At 60.6% G+C, this 15843-nt stretch carries 15 protein-coding genes; 10 read left to right on the top strand and 5 right to left on the bottom strand.

The window, feature by feature from the left end; genetic code table 11:
- Positions 1-82: 82 nt before the first annotated feature.
- Entirely contained in the window at positions 83-1375 is a 1293-nt protein-coding gene (rhaI, locus tag GA0061103_RS02055; protein ID WP_092706616.1) for an L-rhamnose catabolism isomerase, read from the top strand.
- 42 nt (positions 1376-1417) lie between these two features.
- Here the strand turns inward: rhaI and GA0061103_RS02050 are convergent, their stop codons facing one another.
- Positions 1418-2128: a helix-turn-helix transcriptional regulator gene (locus GA0061103_RS02050; RefSeq protein ID WP_092706614.1), complete on the bottom strand. Its 711-nt coding sequence runs from the start codon at positions 2126-2128 to the stop codon at positions 1418-1420.
- A gap of 102 nt (positions 2129-2230) precedes the next feature.
- Here GA0061103_RS02050 and GA0061103_RS02045 point away from each other — a divergent pair, with 102 nt between their 5' ends.
- Together GA0061103_RS02045 and GA0061103_RS02040 are read left to right on the top strand one after the other, a co-directional pair.
- Positions 2231-2629 carry a VOC family protein gene (locus GA0061103_RS02045; protein WP_092706612.1) on the top strand — a complete coding sequence of 133 codons (399 nt, stop codon included), beginning with the start codon at positions 2231-2233 and terminating at the stop codon, positions 2627-2629.
- 334 nt (positions 2630-2963) lie between these two features.
- Positions 2964-3755: an HpcH/HpaI aldolase family protein gene (locus GA0061103_RS02040; RefSeq protein WP_092706610.1), complete on the top strand. Its 792-nt coding sequence runs from the start codon at positions 2964-2966 to the stop codon at positions 3753-3755.
- A 100-nt stretch (positions 3756-3855) separates the two neighbouring features.
- Here the strand turns inward: GA0061103_RS02040 and GA0061103_RS34945 are convergent, their stop codons facing one another.
- Complete coding sequence (locus tag GA0061103_RS34945; protein ID WP_167376509.1) at positions 3856-4005, bottom strand: hypothetical protein; 150 nt, start codon at positions 4003-4005, stop codon at positions 3856-3858.
- Between the two features lie 260 nt (positions 4006-4265).
- Between GA0061103_RS34945 and GA0061103_RS02035 the strand changes: the two genes are divergently transcribed.
- From GA0061103_RS02035 to GA0061103_RS02005, 7 genes are all read left to right on the top strand, one after another.
- Positions 4266-5300, top strand: a complete 1035-nt coding sequence (locus GA0061103_RS02035) for a LacI family transcriptional regulator (protein ID WP_162747691.1) — start codon at positions 4266-4268, stop codon at positions 5298-5300.
- Positions 5301-5543: 243 nt separating this feature from the next.
- Positions 5544-6473, top strand: coding sequence for a sugar phosphate isomerase/epimerase family protein (locus GA0061103_RS02030; RefSeq protein WP_141694408.1), 930 nt, complete (start codon positions 5544-5546; stop codon positions 6471-6473).
- A gap of 10 nt (positions 6474-6483) precedes the next feature.
- Positions 6484-7617 (top strand): Gfo/Idh/MocA family protein, encoded by a 1134-nt coding sequence (locus GA0061103_RS02025; protein ID WP_092706604.1) that lies wholly within the window; start codon positions 6484-6486, stop codon positions 7615-7617.
- Between the two features lie 196 nt (positions 7618-7813).
- Positions 7814-9061: an ABC transporter substrate-binding protein gene (locus GA0061103_RS02020; RefSeq protein ID WP_245304629.1), complete on the top strand. Its 1248-nt coding sequence runs from the start codon at positions 7814-7816 to the stop codon at positions 9059-9061.
- A 146-nt stretch (positions 9062-9207) separates the two neighbouring features.
- Positions 9208-10074 (top strand): carbohydrate ABC transporter permease, encoded by an 867-nt coding sequence (locus GA0061103_RS02015; RefSeq protein WP_245304691.1) that lies wholly within the window; start codon positions 9208-9210, stop codon positions 10072-10074.
- Positions 10074-10982 (top strand): carbohydrate ABC transporter permease, encoded by a 909-nt coding sequence (locus GA0061103_RS02010; protein WP_092706600.1) that lies wholly within the window; start codon positions 10074-10076, stop codon positions 10980-10982. Before GA0061103_RS02015 ends, GA0061103_RS02010 begins: the two co-directional genes overlap by 1 nt.
- 3 nt (positions 10983-10985) lie before the next feature.
- A complete protein-coding gene (locus GA0061103_RS02005; RefSeq protein ID WP_092706598.1) occupies positions 10986-12071 on the top strand; it encodes an ABC transporter ATP-binding protein in 1086 nt (361 codons plus the stop codon).
- A gap of 41 nt (positions 12072-12112) precedes the next feature.
- On the opposite strand, the gene GA0061103_RS02000 is transcribed toward GA0061103_RS02005, so the two are convergent.
- The 3 genes from GA0061103_RS02000 to GA0061103_RS01990 all read right to left on the bottom strand — a co-directional run bounded on the left by GA0061103_RS02000 (position 12113) and on the right by GA0061103_RS01990 (position 15841).
- Positions 12113-13174 carry a class I SAM-dependent methyltransferase gene (locus tag GA0061103_RS02000; RefSeq protein ID WP_092706596.1) on the bottom strand — a complete coding sequence of 354 codons (1062 nt, stop codon included), beginning with the start codon at positions 13172-13174 and terminating at the stop codon, positions 12113-12115.
- Positions 13175-13359: 185 nt separating this feature from the next.
- The gene (locus GA0061103_RS01995; RefSeq protein ID WP_092706594.1) at positions 13360-13911 is read right to left on the bottom strand and encodes a glutathione peroxidase; all 552 of its coding nucleotides are present in this window, start codon (positions 13909-13911) and stop codon (positions 13360-13362) included.
- A 79-nt stretch (positions 13912-13990) separates the two neighbouring features.
- Positions 13991-15841: an ABC transporter ATP-binding protein gene (locus GA0061103_RS01990; RefSeq protein WP_092706592.1), complete on the bottom strand. Its 1851-nt coding sequence runs from the start codon at positions 15839-15841 to the stop codon at positions 13991-13993.
- Positions 15842-15843: the final 2 nt, after the last annotated feature.

The raw sequence follows: 15843 nt of genomic DNA, 5'->3' as shown, positions 1-15843 counted from the left end.
GGCCCTCGAAGGGCGAGGGCGGGTGATGGCCAGCAGGGTCATCGCACAGTAATGTTTCGAATGACGTATCTGGGAGGAATAAATGGCCGAATACAGGATTGCGCCGGATCTGGTCGCTGCGGAAAACGACAAGCGTGCCGCTGCGCTGAAATCCGATTATGAGGCGCTCGGCGCCTCGCTTGCCCGTCGCGGCGTAGACATAGAAGCCGTGACCAAGAAGGTTTCCGAATTCTTCGTTGCTGTTCCGTCCTGGGGCGTCGGCACCGGCGGCACGCGCTTTGCCCGTTTCCCGGGCACCGGCGAGCCGCGCGGCATCTTCGACAAGCTTGATGATTGCGCCGTCATTCAGCAGCTGACGCGGGCAACACCAAGGGTTTCGCTGCATATCCCCTGGGACAAGGCCGATCCGCGCGAACTGAAGGCGAAAGGCGATGCGCTCGGCCTCGGCTTCGACGCCATGAACTCCAACACCTTTTCCGATGCGCCCGGTCAGGCGCATTCCTACAAGTTCGGTTCGCTGAGCCATGTCGATGCGGCAACCCGCGCCCAGGCCGTCGAGCACAACATCGAATGCATCGAAATCGGCAAGGCGCTCGGCTCGAAGGTGCTGACGGTGTGGATCGGCGACGGCTCGAACTTCCCCGGCCAGACCAATTTCACCAAGGCGTTCGAGCGCTATCTTGCGGCCATGGCCGATATCTATAAGGCGCTGCCGGACGACTGGCGGCTTTTCTCCGAGCACAAGATGTACGAGCCGGCCTTCTATTCGACGGTCGTTCAGGATTGGGGCACCAACTACCTGATTGCGCAGACGCTCGGCCCCAAGGCGCATTGCCTCGTCGATCTCGGCCATCACGCGCCGAATACCAATATCGAAATGATCGTCGCGCGCCTCATCCAGTTCGGCAAGCTCGGCGGCTTCCACTTCAACGATTCCAAGTATGGCGACGACGATCTCGATGCCGGCGCCATCGAGCCCTATCGCCTGTTCCTCGTCTTCAATGAGCTTGTCGATGCCGAACGGCGCGGGATCAACGACTTCAACCCGGCGCATATGATCGACCAGTCGCACAATGTCACGGATCCGATCGAAAGCCTGATCTCCAGTGCCAACGAGATCCGCCGCGCCTATGCGCAGGCGCTGATCGTCGATCGAAAAGCACTGGACGGCTATCAGGATGCGAATGACGCGCTGATGGCGTCGGAGACGCTGAAGCGCGCTTATCGCGCCGATGTCGAACCGATCCTGGCCGAAGCACGCCGCCGCGCCGGCGGTGCCATCGATCCCGTCGCGACCTATAGGGCGAGTGGCTATCGCCGCAAGGTTGCCGGCGAACGCCCGGCCTCCGTCGCCGGCGGTGGCGGGATCATCTGAGGTTAGCGGGTGCCGCCACGCAATTACGTCGGCACCCGAGACTTACTTTTGCCGCGCTGGTTGCCGGAGTTCTGCCTCTCGCCAGGCAGACCAGCGGCGCCGCAATTCGCCTGGCCGAAGACCGTAACTTTCATCGAGCATATCGGCCTTAACAATCCGATCCGTGCGGAAATGCCGGAAGCCCTGGCGTAGCTCACACCATGCCACCAGAATGCGGCTCGTGTCGGAATAGCCGAGGATAACCGGCCACACGATCCTTGCAGTTTCCTCATCCGCATCGGAGCGGTAGCGCATCCGAAGTTTTCGCCCTTCGCGCACGGCGGTCCGCAGCATCTGCAGATCGACGCTCTCCTCTTCCATGTCCGGAATCACGGGTCTGGCGCCAACGCTTGGCTCAAGGACCAAGGGTCGCAAATGTGCGGGCACAATCGCGGTGATCTTGGCAACCACGTCGCGGGCGGCATTGGCGAGGATCTCGTCGCCACGCCCCGCAACCCACTGCGTGCCAAGGACGACCGCCTCGATCTCCTCGCGCGTCAACATCAACGGCGGCATGTCGTAATCGGGAGAGAGGAGATATCCGAAGCCCGCTTCGCCCTCGATCGGAACCCGCTGGCCCATCAAGTCGGCGACGTCGCGATAGACCGTGCGCTTGGAGACTTCGAGTTCATCCGCCAGCGCGGCAGCGGTCACCGGCCGGCTCGACCGGCGCAATATCTGTATGATCTGAAACAAACGGTCGGCGCGACGCATTCCTGCTGACTCCTGCTGCCAGTATGGTGGCAACAGGACTATGCGACAAGAGCCTTCGAGCCGCCAGCGACACAGCGGGCGGGACTTTTGAAGGAGTATTTAATGAAACTGGCATCCACGCGTCTGATCGCCTCAGACATCAAGAAAATGGTCGGCTTTTATGAGTTGGTCATAGGTCACCCGGCCGAGTGGCTGGCGCCCGTCTTTGCCGAGATCGTCACCCCCTCGGCGACGCTTGCGATCGGAAGTGCGGAGACCGTCGCGCTGTTCAAGGAAGGCAGCGCGGAACCCTGCGCCAATCGCTCAGTCATCATCGAATTCGAGGTTGACGATGTCGATGTCGAATTCGCAAGGCTGAAGGACAAGGTGGAGATCGTGCACGAACCGAAGCTGATGCCATGGGGCAATCGGGCAGGGCAGATCCGCGATCCCGAGGGAACGCTCATCAGCCTCTACACGCCTGTCACGGACTTTGCAAAGCAGCGCTTTGCGGGGCGCTGAGCGGAAAGGAGCCGCCGAAATCTTATGGTCGGGCAATGCCGTCTGTCTGCCGGCATTGCTCGTCTTCAGTCACGCCTTGGTGCCTTGTAAGGGCTGCTAACCGACGAAAATAGCTGCACATCTGTCATGGTCGTCAGGCAGATTGAAAATCACCTTCATGCACGGCAAGCGACGACGGTCGAAGCTGTGTTTTGTCGATTTGTGTCTATCGCATGCGCACTTTCGAGTGGCCCGGCGATGGGAATTGAGTATTGTCGATTGCAACGGCTCGCCATGATTTGGCGTTCGAGGCTGGCTTGAAAAGACAGAGCCCGTTGATAGGTGAGGAAAGACGATGACGACTGACATTAACGGTTTTGCCGGACGCCTGAAGCGCCGCGAGAACGGCGGCATGATCTCCGGCTGGGTCGGCATACCCGATCCGATGCTCGTCAACCATCTGGCGCAGGAAGATTTCGATACCGTTGTGCTCGATATGCAGCATGGCATGTGGAACATGGAATCTGCCGCCAACGGGATTGCCTATGTACGTCTGGCCGGCAAGCCGGCGATTGCCCGCATTCCCGTCGGCGATTTCGCCTCCGCCTCGCGGCTTCTCGATGCCGGCGCCTCTGCCATCATCGCGCCGATGATCAACTCTGCCGATGATGCGCGCGCCCTGGTGCAAGCGACGAAGTATCCGCCGCTCGGCGAGCGCAGCTGGGGGCCATCGCTGGCGCTCAATCATTTCGGCCTGCCTGCCGAAGACTATCTGCAGAACGCCAACAGCCTGACCGTCACCATCGCCATGGTCGAAACCCGCATGGCGCTTGATGCGATCGACGAGATCCTCGCCGTCGACGGCATCGACGGCATCTTCGTTGGCCCGTCGGATCTTTCGATCGCGCTGTCTAACGGCGCGCGGCTGGCACCGGACAGCGCTGCGATCGATCAGGCGCTTGCAACCGCGCTGGCACGCTGCCGCGCCCATGGCAAACTGATCTGCGCCTTCGGCGGCGATGGTGCACGCGCTGGAGAATATCTGAAGCTCGGCCTCGATCTGGTCATCGCCGGCACGGAAACGGCGCAGCTGCGCGCCGGCGCACGCACGGCCATTCAGGCTGCGCGAAAAGGCGCTGGTTCATAATCGGCTGGGATAAAAGCTGCCCGAGGTATTCCACGGGCAGCGGTGGTTGCGCTAGGGCCGGATGATTTTAGGTCTGTTCGACCTAAAATCTGAATCCGCTCTAGTTCACCAGCTTGACATAGCAGGGCCGGTAGGTCTCCGTACCGCAGCCGCCACCGACGGCTTGCGCCGGCGTAATTGTGTTTTGGATGGCGATTGCCGCGAGTGCGACGGCAATGACGGTCAATACGGTCTTGGTATATTTGTCCATGAGCTTCCCCTAACGATAGAATTCCTAACGACATGCACCTTAAAATTGCCTTCCTGAATGCTGGCTGAATATCGATGCTTAAGGTTGTGTCCTGATGTCGCGTGACACTATCGGATAACAGCCCAAACACGCACGTCTCCCCTCGTCGACTTTGATCGCAGCCTGTGCTTGCATCGTCACCCGCCTGCGGGCATTCTCGCGCCGATATGGCGGAGCGGAATGATTTGGCGAAGGTGCAGGGATTGGCGGTAGGACGCGGCTTGCGTCGCGATGTAGGTCAGCGCGTGACCTTGCGAACCGTGGCTACGGCTCTCGGTCTTTCGGTCACGACAGTCAGCCGTGCCCTCAAGGAAGGCCCAGAGGTCAATCGCGAGACCATCGAGCTGGTCAAGCGTGTGGCCGGTGAACTCGGTTATCGCCCCAATCTCGGCGGCATCAACCTGCGCACCGGCAAGACCCATGCGATCGGCATCGTGCTGCCTTTCGGCCGCGAGGGCGAGATGAACATCGTCGTCGCCTCGCTGATCGAGGGCGCTTCACGCTATATGAAGGCACGCGGGTATCGGACCACCATCGTCCCGCAGCTCCAGGCCGACGATCCGCTGGCGACCGTGCGCGATATCGTCGAGGAGGGATCGGTCGACGGCATCGTCATCACCCATACGACCCCGCAGGACGATCGCGTCAAATATCTGCTCGAGGTCGGCATGCCCTTTGTCACCTTCGGGCGAACCGAACTCCTGAGTGTTCACCCGAGCATCGATCTCGATCATGAAGTGATCGGCGCGGAGGCTGCGCGTCTTCTGCTTGATGCCGGCCACGACAAGCCGCTGCTGATCGCGCCCAGCCAGCAATTCACTTACAGCCTGCAATTCGTAAGGGGCTGGCGCAGGACTTTTGCCGAGCGTCACCTCGATGTGCCTGATGATGGCATCCATTTCACCACGGCCACACCCGACAATGGTCGCGAGATGGCAAAGCACATAGCAGCGCAGAATCCGGCAGCGACGGCCGCCTTCGTCGCCAGCGAAGAGGCTGCTCTCGGTTTCCTCGCAGGCCTGCGCGATGCCGGGCGGCAGGCCGGCAAGGACTTCGCGCTGATCACCTATGGCGGCACCGCGCTGCCCGATTTCTTCAACCCGCCTTTGAGTACCTTCCACTATTCGAACCATGCCATAGGCGAGCGATTGGCCGCCTTCCTGCATCGGGCAATTGCCGGCGAAAATCCGGCCGATCTGCGCGAAGTCGTCCGAGCCGCTTTCGTCGATCACCAGAGCCAGTCACGTCACGTTTGAAGAATGTTGATGCTTGCCGGATGAGCAGGCGCCGAGAAAGTATTCGTAACGTTACGAATTTGTAGATTGAGCAATATTGAACATTAATCGACCAGAAAATAGTCGATTGACAGTCTCCCTTTTTTCCATAATCGTAACGTTACGAATTGCCGGTTTCGAGCGAGGAGGCTCGTCGGCAAGGCTCATTTGTTCAGGTGCGGGAGGCTCTGCTCAGGGCAGGTCCGTATTGCAAGGGAGGATGACGTGAGCGAAGGATCGCTTTTTTTCGGATCGCCTATTTGGACCTTCAATTGGAATCCGCCGTATCAGGCGCCGTTGCGGCGCCTCGCTGCCACGGGCTGCAAGGGTTTCGAGCTCACTGCCTGGTCGGTGGAGATGCTGAGCTACTACACGCCCGAAACGATCCGCGAGTTGAAGGGGATTGCAGACGGAGAGGGGCTGGTGCTCACCAACTTCTTCTTCAACCTGCCGTTCAGCCGTGCCCCTGGTGCTGCCGTCTCGACTGTCGATCTCGAAGGTTACAAGCGCGGCATGGATGTCGCGGCTGCCATCGGCACGCCGATCGTCACCAGCATGACGCCCTATCCGTTTCAATCCGACGTCAAGCCGATCCTGCAGCGACCGATTTCGCAGGAATGGAGTGCGGCCGTCGAACCGCAATGGGATTGGACGGGCGAATATGATGCCGTGGTCGAAGGTTTTGCCCGAGCTTGCGAGATTGCCGCCGCGGCGGGTCTCAAGGTCGCGATCGAGCCGCATCCCTATCGCTGGGTCAGCTCCGGTCAGGGCATGCTGCGCCTGATCGAACGCACAGGTGTTGCCAATCTCGGCCTGAACTTCGATCCGAGCCACCTCTTTCCGGCCGGCGACATGCCGCATTATGTCGTGCTGGCGCTCGGCGATAGGATCTTCAACACGCACTTTTCCGACAATGAGGGCCACACCAACGCCCATTGGCGGCCCGGACGCGGCAAGATCGACTGGAAGGCGATCTTCGCGGCGCTCAAGGCCATCGGCTATTCCGGCCCGATCACGCTGGAGCTGGAAGATGCGCCGGGTGCGTCGCATTGGACCCATTTCCGCGAAGCGACGGCTGAATTCGACGACGAAATGCGGCGCGGCATGAACTATCTGCGCACTGCTGCCGCCGAACTCGATATCACCATCTCCTAGAGGCAAGCCAATGAGCAACGAACCCATGAAAGTCGGCATTGTCGGCGCCGGCAATATCAGCGCCACCTATGTCGCGACCCTGCATATGTTTGATTTCATTCGCGTGAAGTCGGTCTATGATCTCTATCGCGAGCCTGCCCGCAAACTTGCCGAGCAGTTCGGCATCGAAGCCGTTGCGCTCGATGCGATGCTTTCCGATCCGGAAATCGGCCTGATCATCAACCTGACGACGCCCGTCTCGCATTATGCCATCAGCAAGAAGGCGCTGCTTGCCGGCAAGCATGTCTATTCGGAGAAGCCGCTTGGCGTCTCCATGGCGGAAGCCGAAGAGCTGATGTCGATCGCGCGGGCAGGGGACCTGCGGCTCGGCTGCGCGCCCGACACCTTCCTCGGTGGCGGCCATCAGTTGACGCGGCGGCTGCTGGATGAGGGCCGCATCGGCAAGACGATTTCGGCCACCGCCATGCTGTTGTTGCCAGGCCACGAGCATTGGCATCCCAATCCAGCCTTCTTCTACGGTCGCGGCGGCGGGCCGATGCTCGATGTCGGCCCCTATTACGTCACGAACCTCATCGCCTTGCTCGGTCCCGTGCGTGAGGTCTTCGGCACCGCGAAGATCACCCGCATCGAACGTACGGTGAAGACCGATCCTCGGCGTGGCGAGACGATCAAGGTATTGGTGCCGACGCATCTGACCGGCGTCATGGAATTCCATAGCGGCGCGACCGTTACCATCGCCACCAGCTTCGATGTTATCAAGCACAAGCACAATCAGATCGAGCTTTACGGCTCCGAAGGGACCATGGTGACGCCGGATCCGAACAATTTCAGCGGCAAGGTCGACATTTTTCGCGATGGCGACGATGCGTGGAGGGAGATCCCCGTCGATCACCCTTATACGGAGGGCGTGCCCGGCCATCTCGGTCTGCGCGGATTGGGCGCGGCGGAGATGGTGGATTCCCTTCGCTCGGGACGCCAGCATCGGGTATCGTCGGAACTGGCTTTCCATGCCCTCGAGGTGATGACGGCATTCGAGCGTTCGGCGCAATCGCGTTCTGCGGTTGCAATCCACAGTAGTTGCGGTCGCCCCGACCCAATACCGCGCACAATAAATGAGGGACGTTTCTCATTGAGTGCGCTATAGAGTTGAGAAAATGCGGTCCTTTTGGACTGCGGGCTTGACGAAGGGGCAATGCCTGAGGAAGCATTGCTCACTTGCTGCAGGGAACGGAGGCCTTGCCGCACAGTTTGGAGGATCAGGAGATTCGGCATCCGATGTCTGGAGACGGCGGCGGCTGAAGAAAGGCGTTTGAAGAACGCCGTCAAAGGAGGAGGAACGCATGCGCAAATTGATGATGGCATTGGTCGGCGCCACGGCGCTGGTCGCGGCGAGCGTGACCGGCGCTCTGGCCGAAGGCAAGAAGGCCGAAGTTCTGCATTGGTGGACTTCGGGCGGTGAAGCCGCAGCCGTGAAGGAACTGGCCAAGGCCTTCAACGCTGCTGGCGGCGAATGGGTCGATACCGCAATTGCCGGCTCCGGCTCGACTGCTCGTCCGATCGGCATCAACCGCATCATCGGCGGCAATCCGCCGACGGCCATGCAGTTCAACACCGGCACGCAGATGAACGAACTGGCCCAGCAGGGTCTGCTGCGGCCCCTCGACGATCTTGCCAAGGAGCAGGATTGGAAATCCGTCCTGACACCATCCTTCTATCAGGCCATCCAGTTCCAGGGCCATATCTACGGCGCTCCCATCAACGACCACGGCCAGAACTGGGTCTTCTATTCCAAGGCCGTCTTCACCAAGGCCGGCGTGACGGAAGAGCCGAAGACCTGGGATGAAATGTTTGCCGCGCTCGACAAGATCAAGGCCGCCGGCCTGATCCCGGTCGCTGTCGGCGGCCAGCCCTGGCAGCTGCAGTCGATGTTCAACGCCATCCTGCTCGGCGAGGGCGGCAAGGATCTTTATGCCAAGGTCTGGAAGGATCTCGACACCGATGCCGTCAAGTCCGACAAGTTCAAGCATGTGGCGGAAGTTTTCGCCAAGCTGCGCAACTATCAGGACGCAGGCAGCCCGAACCGAGACTGGAACGTCGCGACCGGCATGCTGATCGACGGCAAGGCCGGTATCCAGTTCATGGGCGACTGGGCCAAGGGTGAATTCATCCATGCCGGTCTCGTCGCCGACAAGGATTTCGGCTGCATTCTCGGACCGGGCGAATCCAACTTCATGATGGGTGGCGACATCTTCGTCTTCCCTGTCCTTAAGGATAAGACGGCCACCGACGCCCAGACCCTGCTCGCAACGGTCATTATGTCGAAGGAGGGCCAGCTCGCCTTCAACTCCAAGAAGGGTTCCGTACCCGTGCGTCTCGACGTCGATACGTCGAAGCTCGACGCCTGCGCCCAGAAGGGCCTGAACGCGCTCAAGGACCCGAGCCGCCAGATCCTGGCGCCCGACGTGCTGACCCCGCAGGACATCGTCCAGACCGAAGGCGATCTCATTGCTCAATACTGGACGACGCCCAGCATGACGGCGGACCAGTTCGCCACGCAGTTTGCGCAGGTCATCGAACAGGCGAAGTAAGCTTCGATCGACATCCATGCGGCGGCAGGCTCGCCTGCCGCCGGCTTCCATGAATGCTGAGGAGGAGCGCGCCCATGAGCAGCCCAGATACAAGCGCCACCGCCGTAAAGGCGGCTGTCGCGCCTGCGAGCGTCAGCCGCAGGAAGATGCATATTTCGCCCTATGTGGCCCTGTTTCCGGCTTTCGCCATCGTGCTTCTCGCCTATGTCGTCACGGTCGTCTGGAACATCTGGATATCGTTCACGGACAGCAAGGTGCTGCCGGTCAACATATTCGTCGGGACCAAGCAGTATGAGCGGCTTTTCTCGACGGCGCGCTGGCTACTGTCGCTGCAGAACGTCGTCGTCTTCGGTATTCTCTTCATCGCCGGCTGTCTGATCCTCGGCTTCCTTCTAGCCGTCGCGCTCGATCAGAAGGTTCGCTTCGAAAATACCTTCCGGACGATCTTCCTCTATCCCTTTGCCATGTCCTTCATCGTGACCGGGCTCGTATGGCAATGGATCATGAATCCGACGCTCGGCCTGCAAAAGGTTGCCGACAGTGTCGGCTTCACCTGGTTCCGCTTCGACTGGATCGTCCAGAGCGATCTCGCGCTTTATGTCATCGTGCTTGCCGGCATCTGGCAATCGTCCGGGCTTGTCATGGCGATCATGCTCGCGGGCCTGCGCGGCGTCGACCGGGAATTATGGAAGGCGACGCGCATCGACGGCATACCGAGCTGGCGGGTCTATCTTCATATCGTCATCCCGATTCTGAGACCGACCATCATCACCGCCAGCGTGCTTCTGGCGATTGCCGTCGTCAGGGTCTACGAATTGGTTCTGGCGACCACCGGCGGCGGTCCGGGGATCTCGACCGAAGTGCCCGGGAAATTCATCATGGATTACCTGTTCGGGCGCGGCAATATTGGCCTTGCAACCGGGGCATCGACCGTCATGTTCGTCACCGTGGTCATTCTGGTGACGCCGTGGCTCTATTATGAATATTTCCGCGAAAAGCCGAGGGGGAACTGATGACGACGCCATCTTCCGTCACTGGTGCTATGCAGGGTCCGACCGGCCGCAAGCCGCAGCATCTGACCCCTGGACGCATCGGCCTTTATCTCTTTCTCGTCCTCGCGGCCCTGTTCTTCCTGCTGCCGCTTTACGTGATGCTCGTCACCTCGTTCAAATCCATGCCGGAGATCCGCCAGGGCAACATCTTCGCCTTTCCGCAAATGTGGACGGCGGATGCCTGGGTGCAGGCATGGAGCACGGCCTGTACCGGGCTTGAATGCGGCGGTATCAGCGTCGGCTTCTGGAACTCGGTGAAGATCCTGATTCCGAGCATGATCCTGTCGATCCTGATCTCGTCGCTCACCGGCTACGCTCTGTCATTCTGGCGGGTCAAAGGGGCAAACGTGCTCTTTGCCATCCTGCTGCTCGGTGCTTTCATCCCCTACCAGGTCTTCATCTACCCGCTGGTCCTGATCTATCGCGACGTCGGCATCTATTCGACGCTGCCCTGCATCATCATCACCCACACGGTCTTCGGCCTGCCGGTGCTGACGCTGCTGTTCCGCAACTATTATTCGAGCCTGCCGATGGAGCTCTTCAAGGCAGCTCGCATCGATGGCGCGGGGCTGTGGCAGATCTTCTTCCGGCTGATGATTCCGATGTCGATCCCGATCCTGGTGGTTGCAGCGATCCTGCAGGTGACCGGCATTTGGAACGACTTCCTCTTCGGCGTGGTTTTCGCCGGCCGGGAAAACTTCCCCATGACCGTGCAGCTCAACAACATCGTCAACTCCACCCAGGGCGAGAAGCTCTACAACGTCAACATGGCGGCGACCATCCTCACCGCTCTGGTTCCGCTGATCGTCTATTTCGGCTCGGGCCGCTGGTTCGTGCGCGGCATCACCGCCGGCGCAGTCAAGGGATAGTTCATGGCCAATGTTTCCATTCGCGAACTTGCAATCGATTTCGGCAGCGTCAGCGTCCTGAAATCGCTCAATCTCGAGATACAATCCGGCGAGTTCATCGTGCTGCTTGGCCCTTCCGGCTGCGGCAAGTCGACCTTGCTCAACGCCATTGCCGGGCTGACCGATATTACCGACGGCCAGATCTGGATCGGTGACAAGAACGTGACCTGGGAAGAGCCGAAGGATCGCGGTATCGGCATGGTGTTCCAGTCCTATGCGCTTTATCCGACGATGACCGTCGAAGGAAATCTCTCCTTCGGGCTGCGCATTGCCGGCATGGCGAAGGGCGAGATCGCCCAGCGTGTCGACCGCGCCGTGCAGATCCTGCAGATCGACCCCTTGCGCAAGCGGCGACCGGGAGAGCTTTCCGGCGGCCAGCGCCAGCGCGTCGCCATCGGCCGTGCGCTCGTGCGTGACGTCGATGTCTTCCTGTTCGACGAGCCGCTCTCCAACCTCGACGCCAAGCTCAGGACCGAGCTGCGCGTCGAGCTGAAGCGCCTGCATAGCGGCCTCGGTTCCACCATGATCTATGTCACGCACGACCAGATCGAGGCGCTGACGCTCGCGGATCGCATCGCCGTCATGAGCGGCGGCGTCATCCAGCAATTCGCCACGCCGAAGGAGATCTATCGCCGCCCGGTCAATCGCTTCGTTGCCGGTTTCGTCGGTTCGCCGTCGATGAATTTCCTGTCCGGGCAGGTGACAAGCAATGGCGGCGTTCCGGCTTTCACCTTACCCGATGGCCGGACGATCGATCTTAACGGCTACGATTTTTCCGGCACACCCGGTGAAGGCCGCAAGGCGACGCTTGGTGTCCGGCCCGAACAAATGCAGTTCCAGCCTGCGGGCGGGCGGGCCGCCAGCCTGCCGGCGACCTTCACCATCGTCGAGCCCATGGGCTCGGACAATCTGATCTGGGGTCAGGTGGGCAGTGAGACGCTGTCGGTCCGCATCGATGCCGATGAGGATGTCACGCTCGACACCGAGCAGCCGGTTTATTTCCAGCCGGCGCTCGCATCATTGTTCGGTGAAGACGGGCAGCGTCTATAAGATGCGGTGCCGCGCGTTGGACGAAACGCGCGGCACAATCTTCATGCCCTGACTTCGAAGACCATGTTGAATGGCGTTTCAGTCGCCTTGCGGAAATGCGAATAGCCTGCATCCATGGCGACCTTGCGCAGTTTCAGCTCGCCAGCCTGCGCGCCCAGGCCCAGCCCGACTTCCTGCGACAGCGAGGCCGGTGTGCAGATCATCGTTGAAGCGCCGTAGTAGACGCGGCCGACGGGGTTGAGATTGTCCTTCAGGCAATCATGCGCGAAGGGCTCGACGATCATCCACGTGCCGTCATCGGCGAGGGTTTCCTTGATGTGTTTGCCGGCGCCGACGGGATCGCCCATGTCGTGCAGGCAATCGAACATCGCCACAAGATCGTAGTCGGCAGCCGGGAAGTCCTTGGCGGTCGCCTGCTCGAAAGTGATGCGGCCCGCAACGCCTGCTTCTTGCGCCGCAGCTTTCGCTCGTTCGATGGACGGGAGATGGTAGTCGAAGCCGAAGAAGGTCGAGTTCGGATAGGCTTCCGCCATCAGGATGGTCGAGGCGCCGTGGCCGCAGCCGACATCGGCGACGATCGCGCCGGCCTCGAGCTTTTCCTGCATGCCGTCGAGCGCCGGTATCCATTCCGCAATGAGATGGCTGTTGTAGCCAGGCCGGAAAAAACGCTCGGTGCCGCGGAACAGGCAGGCGCTGTGCTCATGCCAGCCGAGGCCGCTGCCGGTCTTGAAGGCGTTGACGACCTTCGGTTCGTCGATCCACATGGACTGGACGACATCGAAGGCGCCTGCGAAGAAGGCAGGGCTGTTTTCCTCCGCAAATACCATCGCCTGTTCCGGCGTCAGGTAGAAGCGCTCGGTCTTGTCGTCATAACTGACATAGTCGGCGGCTGCCTGGGCTGACAGCCATTCGCGCACATAGCGCTCTTTCACACCGACTTTGTCGGCCAAATCAGCCGAAGTTCTCGGCGTTCCGTCAGCCATGGCCTTGAACAGGCCCAAATGGTCTCCGAGCGTCACCAGCACGCCGGAGACCGCCGCGCCGAGATCGCCGACCAGGCGCCCGACAAGGGTATCGAGTTTCTGCATATCAGGTTCGCGCATGACATCCTCCCATCAGAATTGATGCAGCGTTCCGTCACGATGTATTCGGATTGGGAAAGATACTCCCAGGCTGGAGGGCAGGCAATTACGCCATCCGGCTGAACACGCCAGGCCCTCGCCTTGAAAGATGGCGCAACCTATTGATGTGATGCGTTATTTTGGAGACCTAAAAGGTACCGGGCGCCTCAGCCGGCGCGCGCCAGTTCCTTTTCCAGAACCGAGAGTAGGCGCGGATCGTCGGCGGTTACGTCGGGCGCAAAGCGGGCTGCAACCTTGCCGTCGCGGCCGATCAGGAATTTCTCGAAATTCCAGACGATGCCGCCGTTTTCGCCGGTGTGCAGGCCGCGTTCGGCCAGGCGGACGCGCATCGGACCGTCGCCGGTCGTCTCGACGCCTGAGGCGATGAGATTGTTATAGAGCGGATGGCGCGCTTCGCCTGTGACGGCGATCTTGGAGAACATCGGGAACTGCACGTCGTAGGTCAGCGTGCAGAAGTCCAGAATCTCTTTGTCGGTACCCGGCTCCTGGCCCTTGAAATCATTGGCCGGGAAGCCGGCGATGACGAGGCCTTCGCCGCGCTTGTCCTCATAGAGCTTTTCCAGCCCTTCGTACTGCACCGTCAGGCCGCATTTGGACGCGACATTGACGACCATGATGACCTTGCCGCGATAGTCGGCAAGCGTCGTATCGCTACCGTCGATCCTCTTTACCGGAATATCGAGCACGTTATCGGTCATATCATTCACTCCAGATGAGATGGAAAACAGGATGCCGATATTTGCCCGGAATTCGGTGGCGTCAAGGTCAGAATGCGCCTCAGGCGGCCTCTTCCATTCGAACCAGATGGCCCTGCGAGACTTCGCGGTAGTGTCGCGCAGGTGGCTGATAGCCGACGGGGCGCACTGGGCTCTTCAACTCGTCGACTGCGAGGTTGCGCCGGATGCCGCGCCGTGACGGATCCGGCACCGGAACTGCCGCCATCAGCTTCTTGGTGTAGGGGTGCTGCGGATTTTCGAACACGGAAGCGCGGGGGCCGATCTCGACGATTTCGCCAAGATACATGACCGCAACGCGATGGCTGACACGCTCCACCACGGCCATGTCGTGCGAGATGAAGAGATAGGAGAGATTGAGACTCTGCTGCAGATCCATCAGCAGATTGCAGACCTGCGCCTTGATCGACACGTCGAGCGCCGAAACGCTTTCGTCGGCAACGATCACCTTCGGATCAAGGGCAAGTGCGCGGGCGATGCAGATGCGCTGGCGCTGACCGCCCGAAAATTCGTGCGGATAACGGCTCATCATATCGGCTTTCAGGCCGACGCGTTCCAGAAGATCGGCCGCCTTTTCCCGCGCTTCGGCACGTGAGCCCAAGCGATGTTCGATGAAGGGCTCGGCGACTGCCGCCCCGATCGTCATGCGCGGATTAAGGCTCGCGAACGGGTCCTGGAAAATCATCTGGATGCTGCGGCGCATCCGGCGCAGATCGGGCGTATTGAGCTTCATCACGTCATAACCGTCGAGGCGAACCTCGCCGGATTTGGGGTTGATGAGGCGCATGATGGAGCGCCCCGTCGTCGACTTCCCACAGCCGGATTCGCCGACCAGCGACAGCGTTTCCCCCTGGGCGAGATCGAAGGAGACATTTTCGACCGCATGGATGGCGCCTGTAGGGCGGGCAAGCAGGCCGCCGCGGAGGTCGAACCGCGTAACGAGGTTTTTCACTTCAAGGACCGGCGTTTTGCCGTGATCGACGGTATCCGCGAGCGCCTTCGGTTCGCTGCGTTCGCCGGTGCTCGCGTCCAAGACCGGGAAGCGCAGCGGCTGCGGCTGGTCCTTCATCGAACCGAGACGCGGCACGGCTGACAGCAGGGCGCGAGTATAGGGATGCTGGCCGCGATGGAAGATATCGTCGGTCTTGCCGGTCTCCACCGCCTCGCCGCGATACATGACGATGGTGCGATCGGAAATTTCAGCGACGACGCCCATGTCGTGGGTGATGAAGAGGACGGACATACCTTCCTCTTCCTGCAGCACCTTGATGAGGTCGAGAATCTGCCCTTGGATGGTCACGTCGAGCGCGGTCGTCGGCTCGTCGGCGATCAGGAGTTTCGGGCGACTAGCAAGCGCCATCGCGATCATCACACGCTGGCGCATGCCGCCGGAAAACTGGTGCGGATATTCGTCGAAGCGCGAGGACGCGTTGGGGATGCGCACCTTCTCGAGCAGACGGATCGTTTCCGCCTTCGCCTCGGCCCTGGAAATGTTGCCGTGGCAGGTGAGCGCCTCGGAAATCTGCCGGCCGATGGTGAAGATCGGATTGAGAGAAGTCATCGGCTCCTGGAAGATCATGGCGACATCCTTGCCGCGCACCTTGCGCATCTCGGCCTCCGGCAATGTCAGCAGATCGCGGCCGTTGAGCCTGACTGCGCCCTCGATGCGGCTGTTGGCCCTTGCAAGCAGCCGCATGATCGAAAGCGACGTCACGCTCTTGCCCGAACCGCTTTCGCCGACGATGGCGACCGTTTCCCCCGGCATGACATCGAAGGAAATGTCCTTCACGACCTCACGCCACTCGCCATCGACGAGAAACGACGTGGTGAGATTGGAGACAGAAAGAACAGGCTGGGAGCCTGGGTTGGTCGTTCGAGCTGCAATGGTCGGCATGA

The sequence above is a fragment of the Martinezella multihospitum genome (assembly GCF_900094585.1).
In the GTDB taxonomy this organism is placed as follows: domain Bacteria; phylum Pseudomonadota; class Alphaproteobacteria; order Rhizobiales; family Rhizobiaceae; genus Rhizobium; species Rhizobium multihospitium.
The sequence above is the reverse complement of the archived record's forward strand: the minus strand, read 5'-3'. Positions and strand labels throughout refer to the sequence as shown.

Bases quoted from the DNA above. Each gene is read 5' to 3' on its own strand.
- GA0061103_RS02050 (WP_092706614.1), bottom strand. From the start codon at position 2,128: ATGCGTCGCGCCGACCGTTTGTTTCAGATCATACAGATATTGCGCCGG.
- GA0061103_RS02020 (WP_245304629.1), top strand. From the start codon at position 7,814: ATGCGCAAATTGATGATGGCATTGGTCGGCGCCACGGCGCTGGTCGCG.
- GA0061103_RS01990 (WP_092706592.1), bottom strand. From the start codon at position 15,841: ATGCCGACCATTGCAGCTCGAACGACCAACCCAGGCTCCCAGCCTGTT.
- GA0061103_RS01995 (WP_092706594.1), bottom strand. From the start codon at position 13,911: ATGACCGATAACGTGCTCGATATTCCGGTAAAGAGGATCGACGGTAGC.
- GA0061103_RS02000 (WP_092706596.1), bottom strand. From the start codon at position 13,174: ATGCGCGAACCTGATATGCAGAAACTCGATACCCTTGTCGGGCGCCTG.
- GA0061103_RS02010 (WP_092706600.1), top strand. From the start codon at position 10,074: ATGACGACGCCATCTTCCGTCACTGGTGCTATGCAGGGTCCGACCGGC.
- GA0061103_RS02025 (WP_092706604.1), top strand. From the start codon at position 6,484: ATGAGCAACGAACCCATGAAAGTCGGCATTGTCGGCGCCGGCAATATC.
- GA0061103_RS34945 (WP_167376509.1), bottom strand. From the start codon at position 4,005: ATGGACAAATATACCAAGACCGTATTGACCGTCATTGCCGTCGCACTC.
- GA0061103_RS02040 (WP_092706610.1), top strand. From the start codon at position 2,964: ATGACGACTGACATTAACGGTTTTGCCGGACGCCTGAAGCGCCGCGAG.
- GA0061103_RS02005 (WP_092706598.1), top strand. From the start codon at position 10,986: ATGGCCAATGTTTCCATTCGCGAACTTGCAATCGATTTCGGCAGCGTC.
- GA0061103_RS02015 (WP_245304691.1), top strand. From the start codon at position 9,208: ATGCATATTTCGCCCTATGTGGCCCTGTTTCCGGCTTTCGCCATCGTG.
- GA0061103_RS02045 (WP_092706612.1), top strand. From the start codon at position 2,231: ATGAAACTGGCATCCACGCGTCTGATCGCCTCAGACATCAAGAAAATG.
- rhaI (WP_092706616.1), top strand. From the start codon at position 83: ATGGCCGAATACAGGATTGCGCCGGATCTGGTCGCTGCGGAAAACGAC.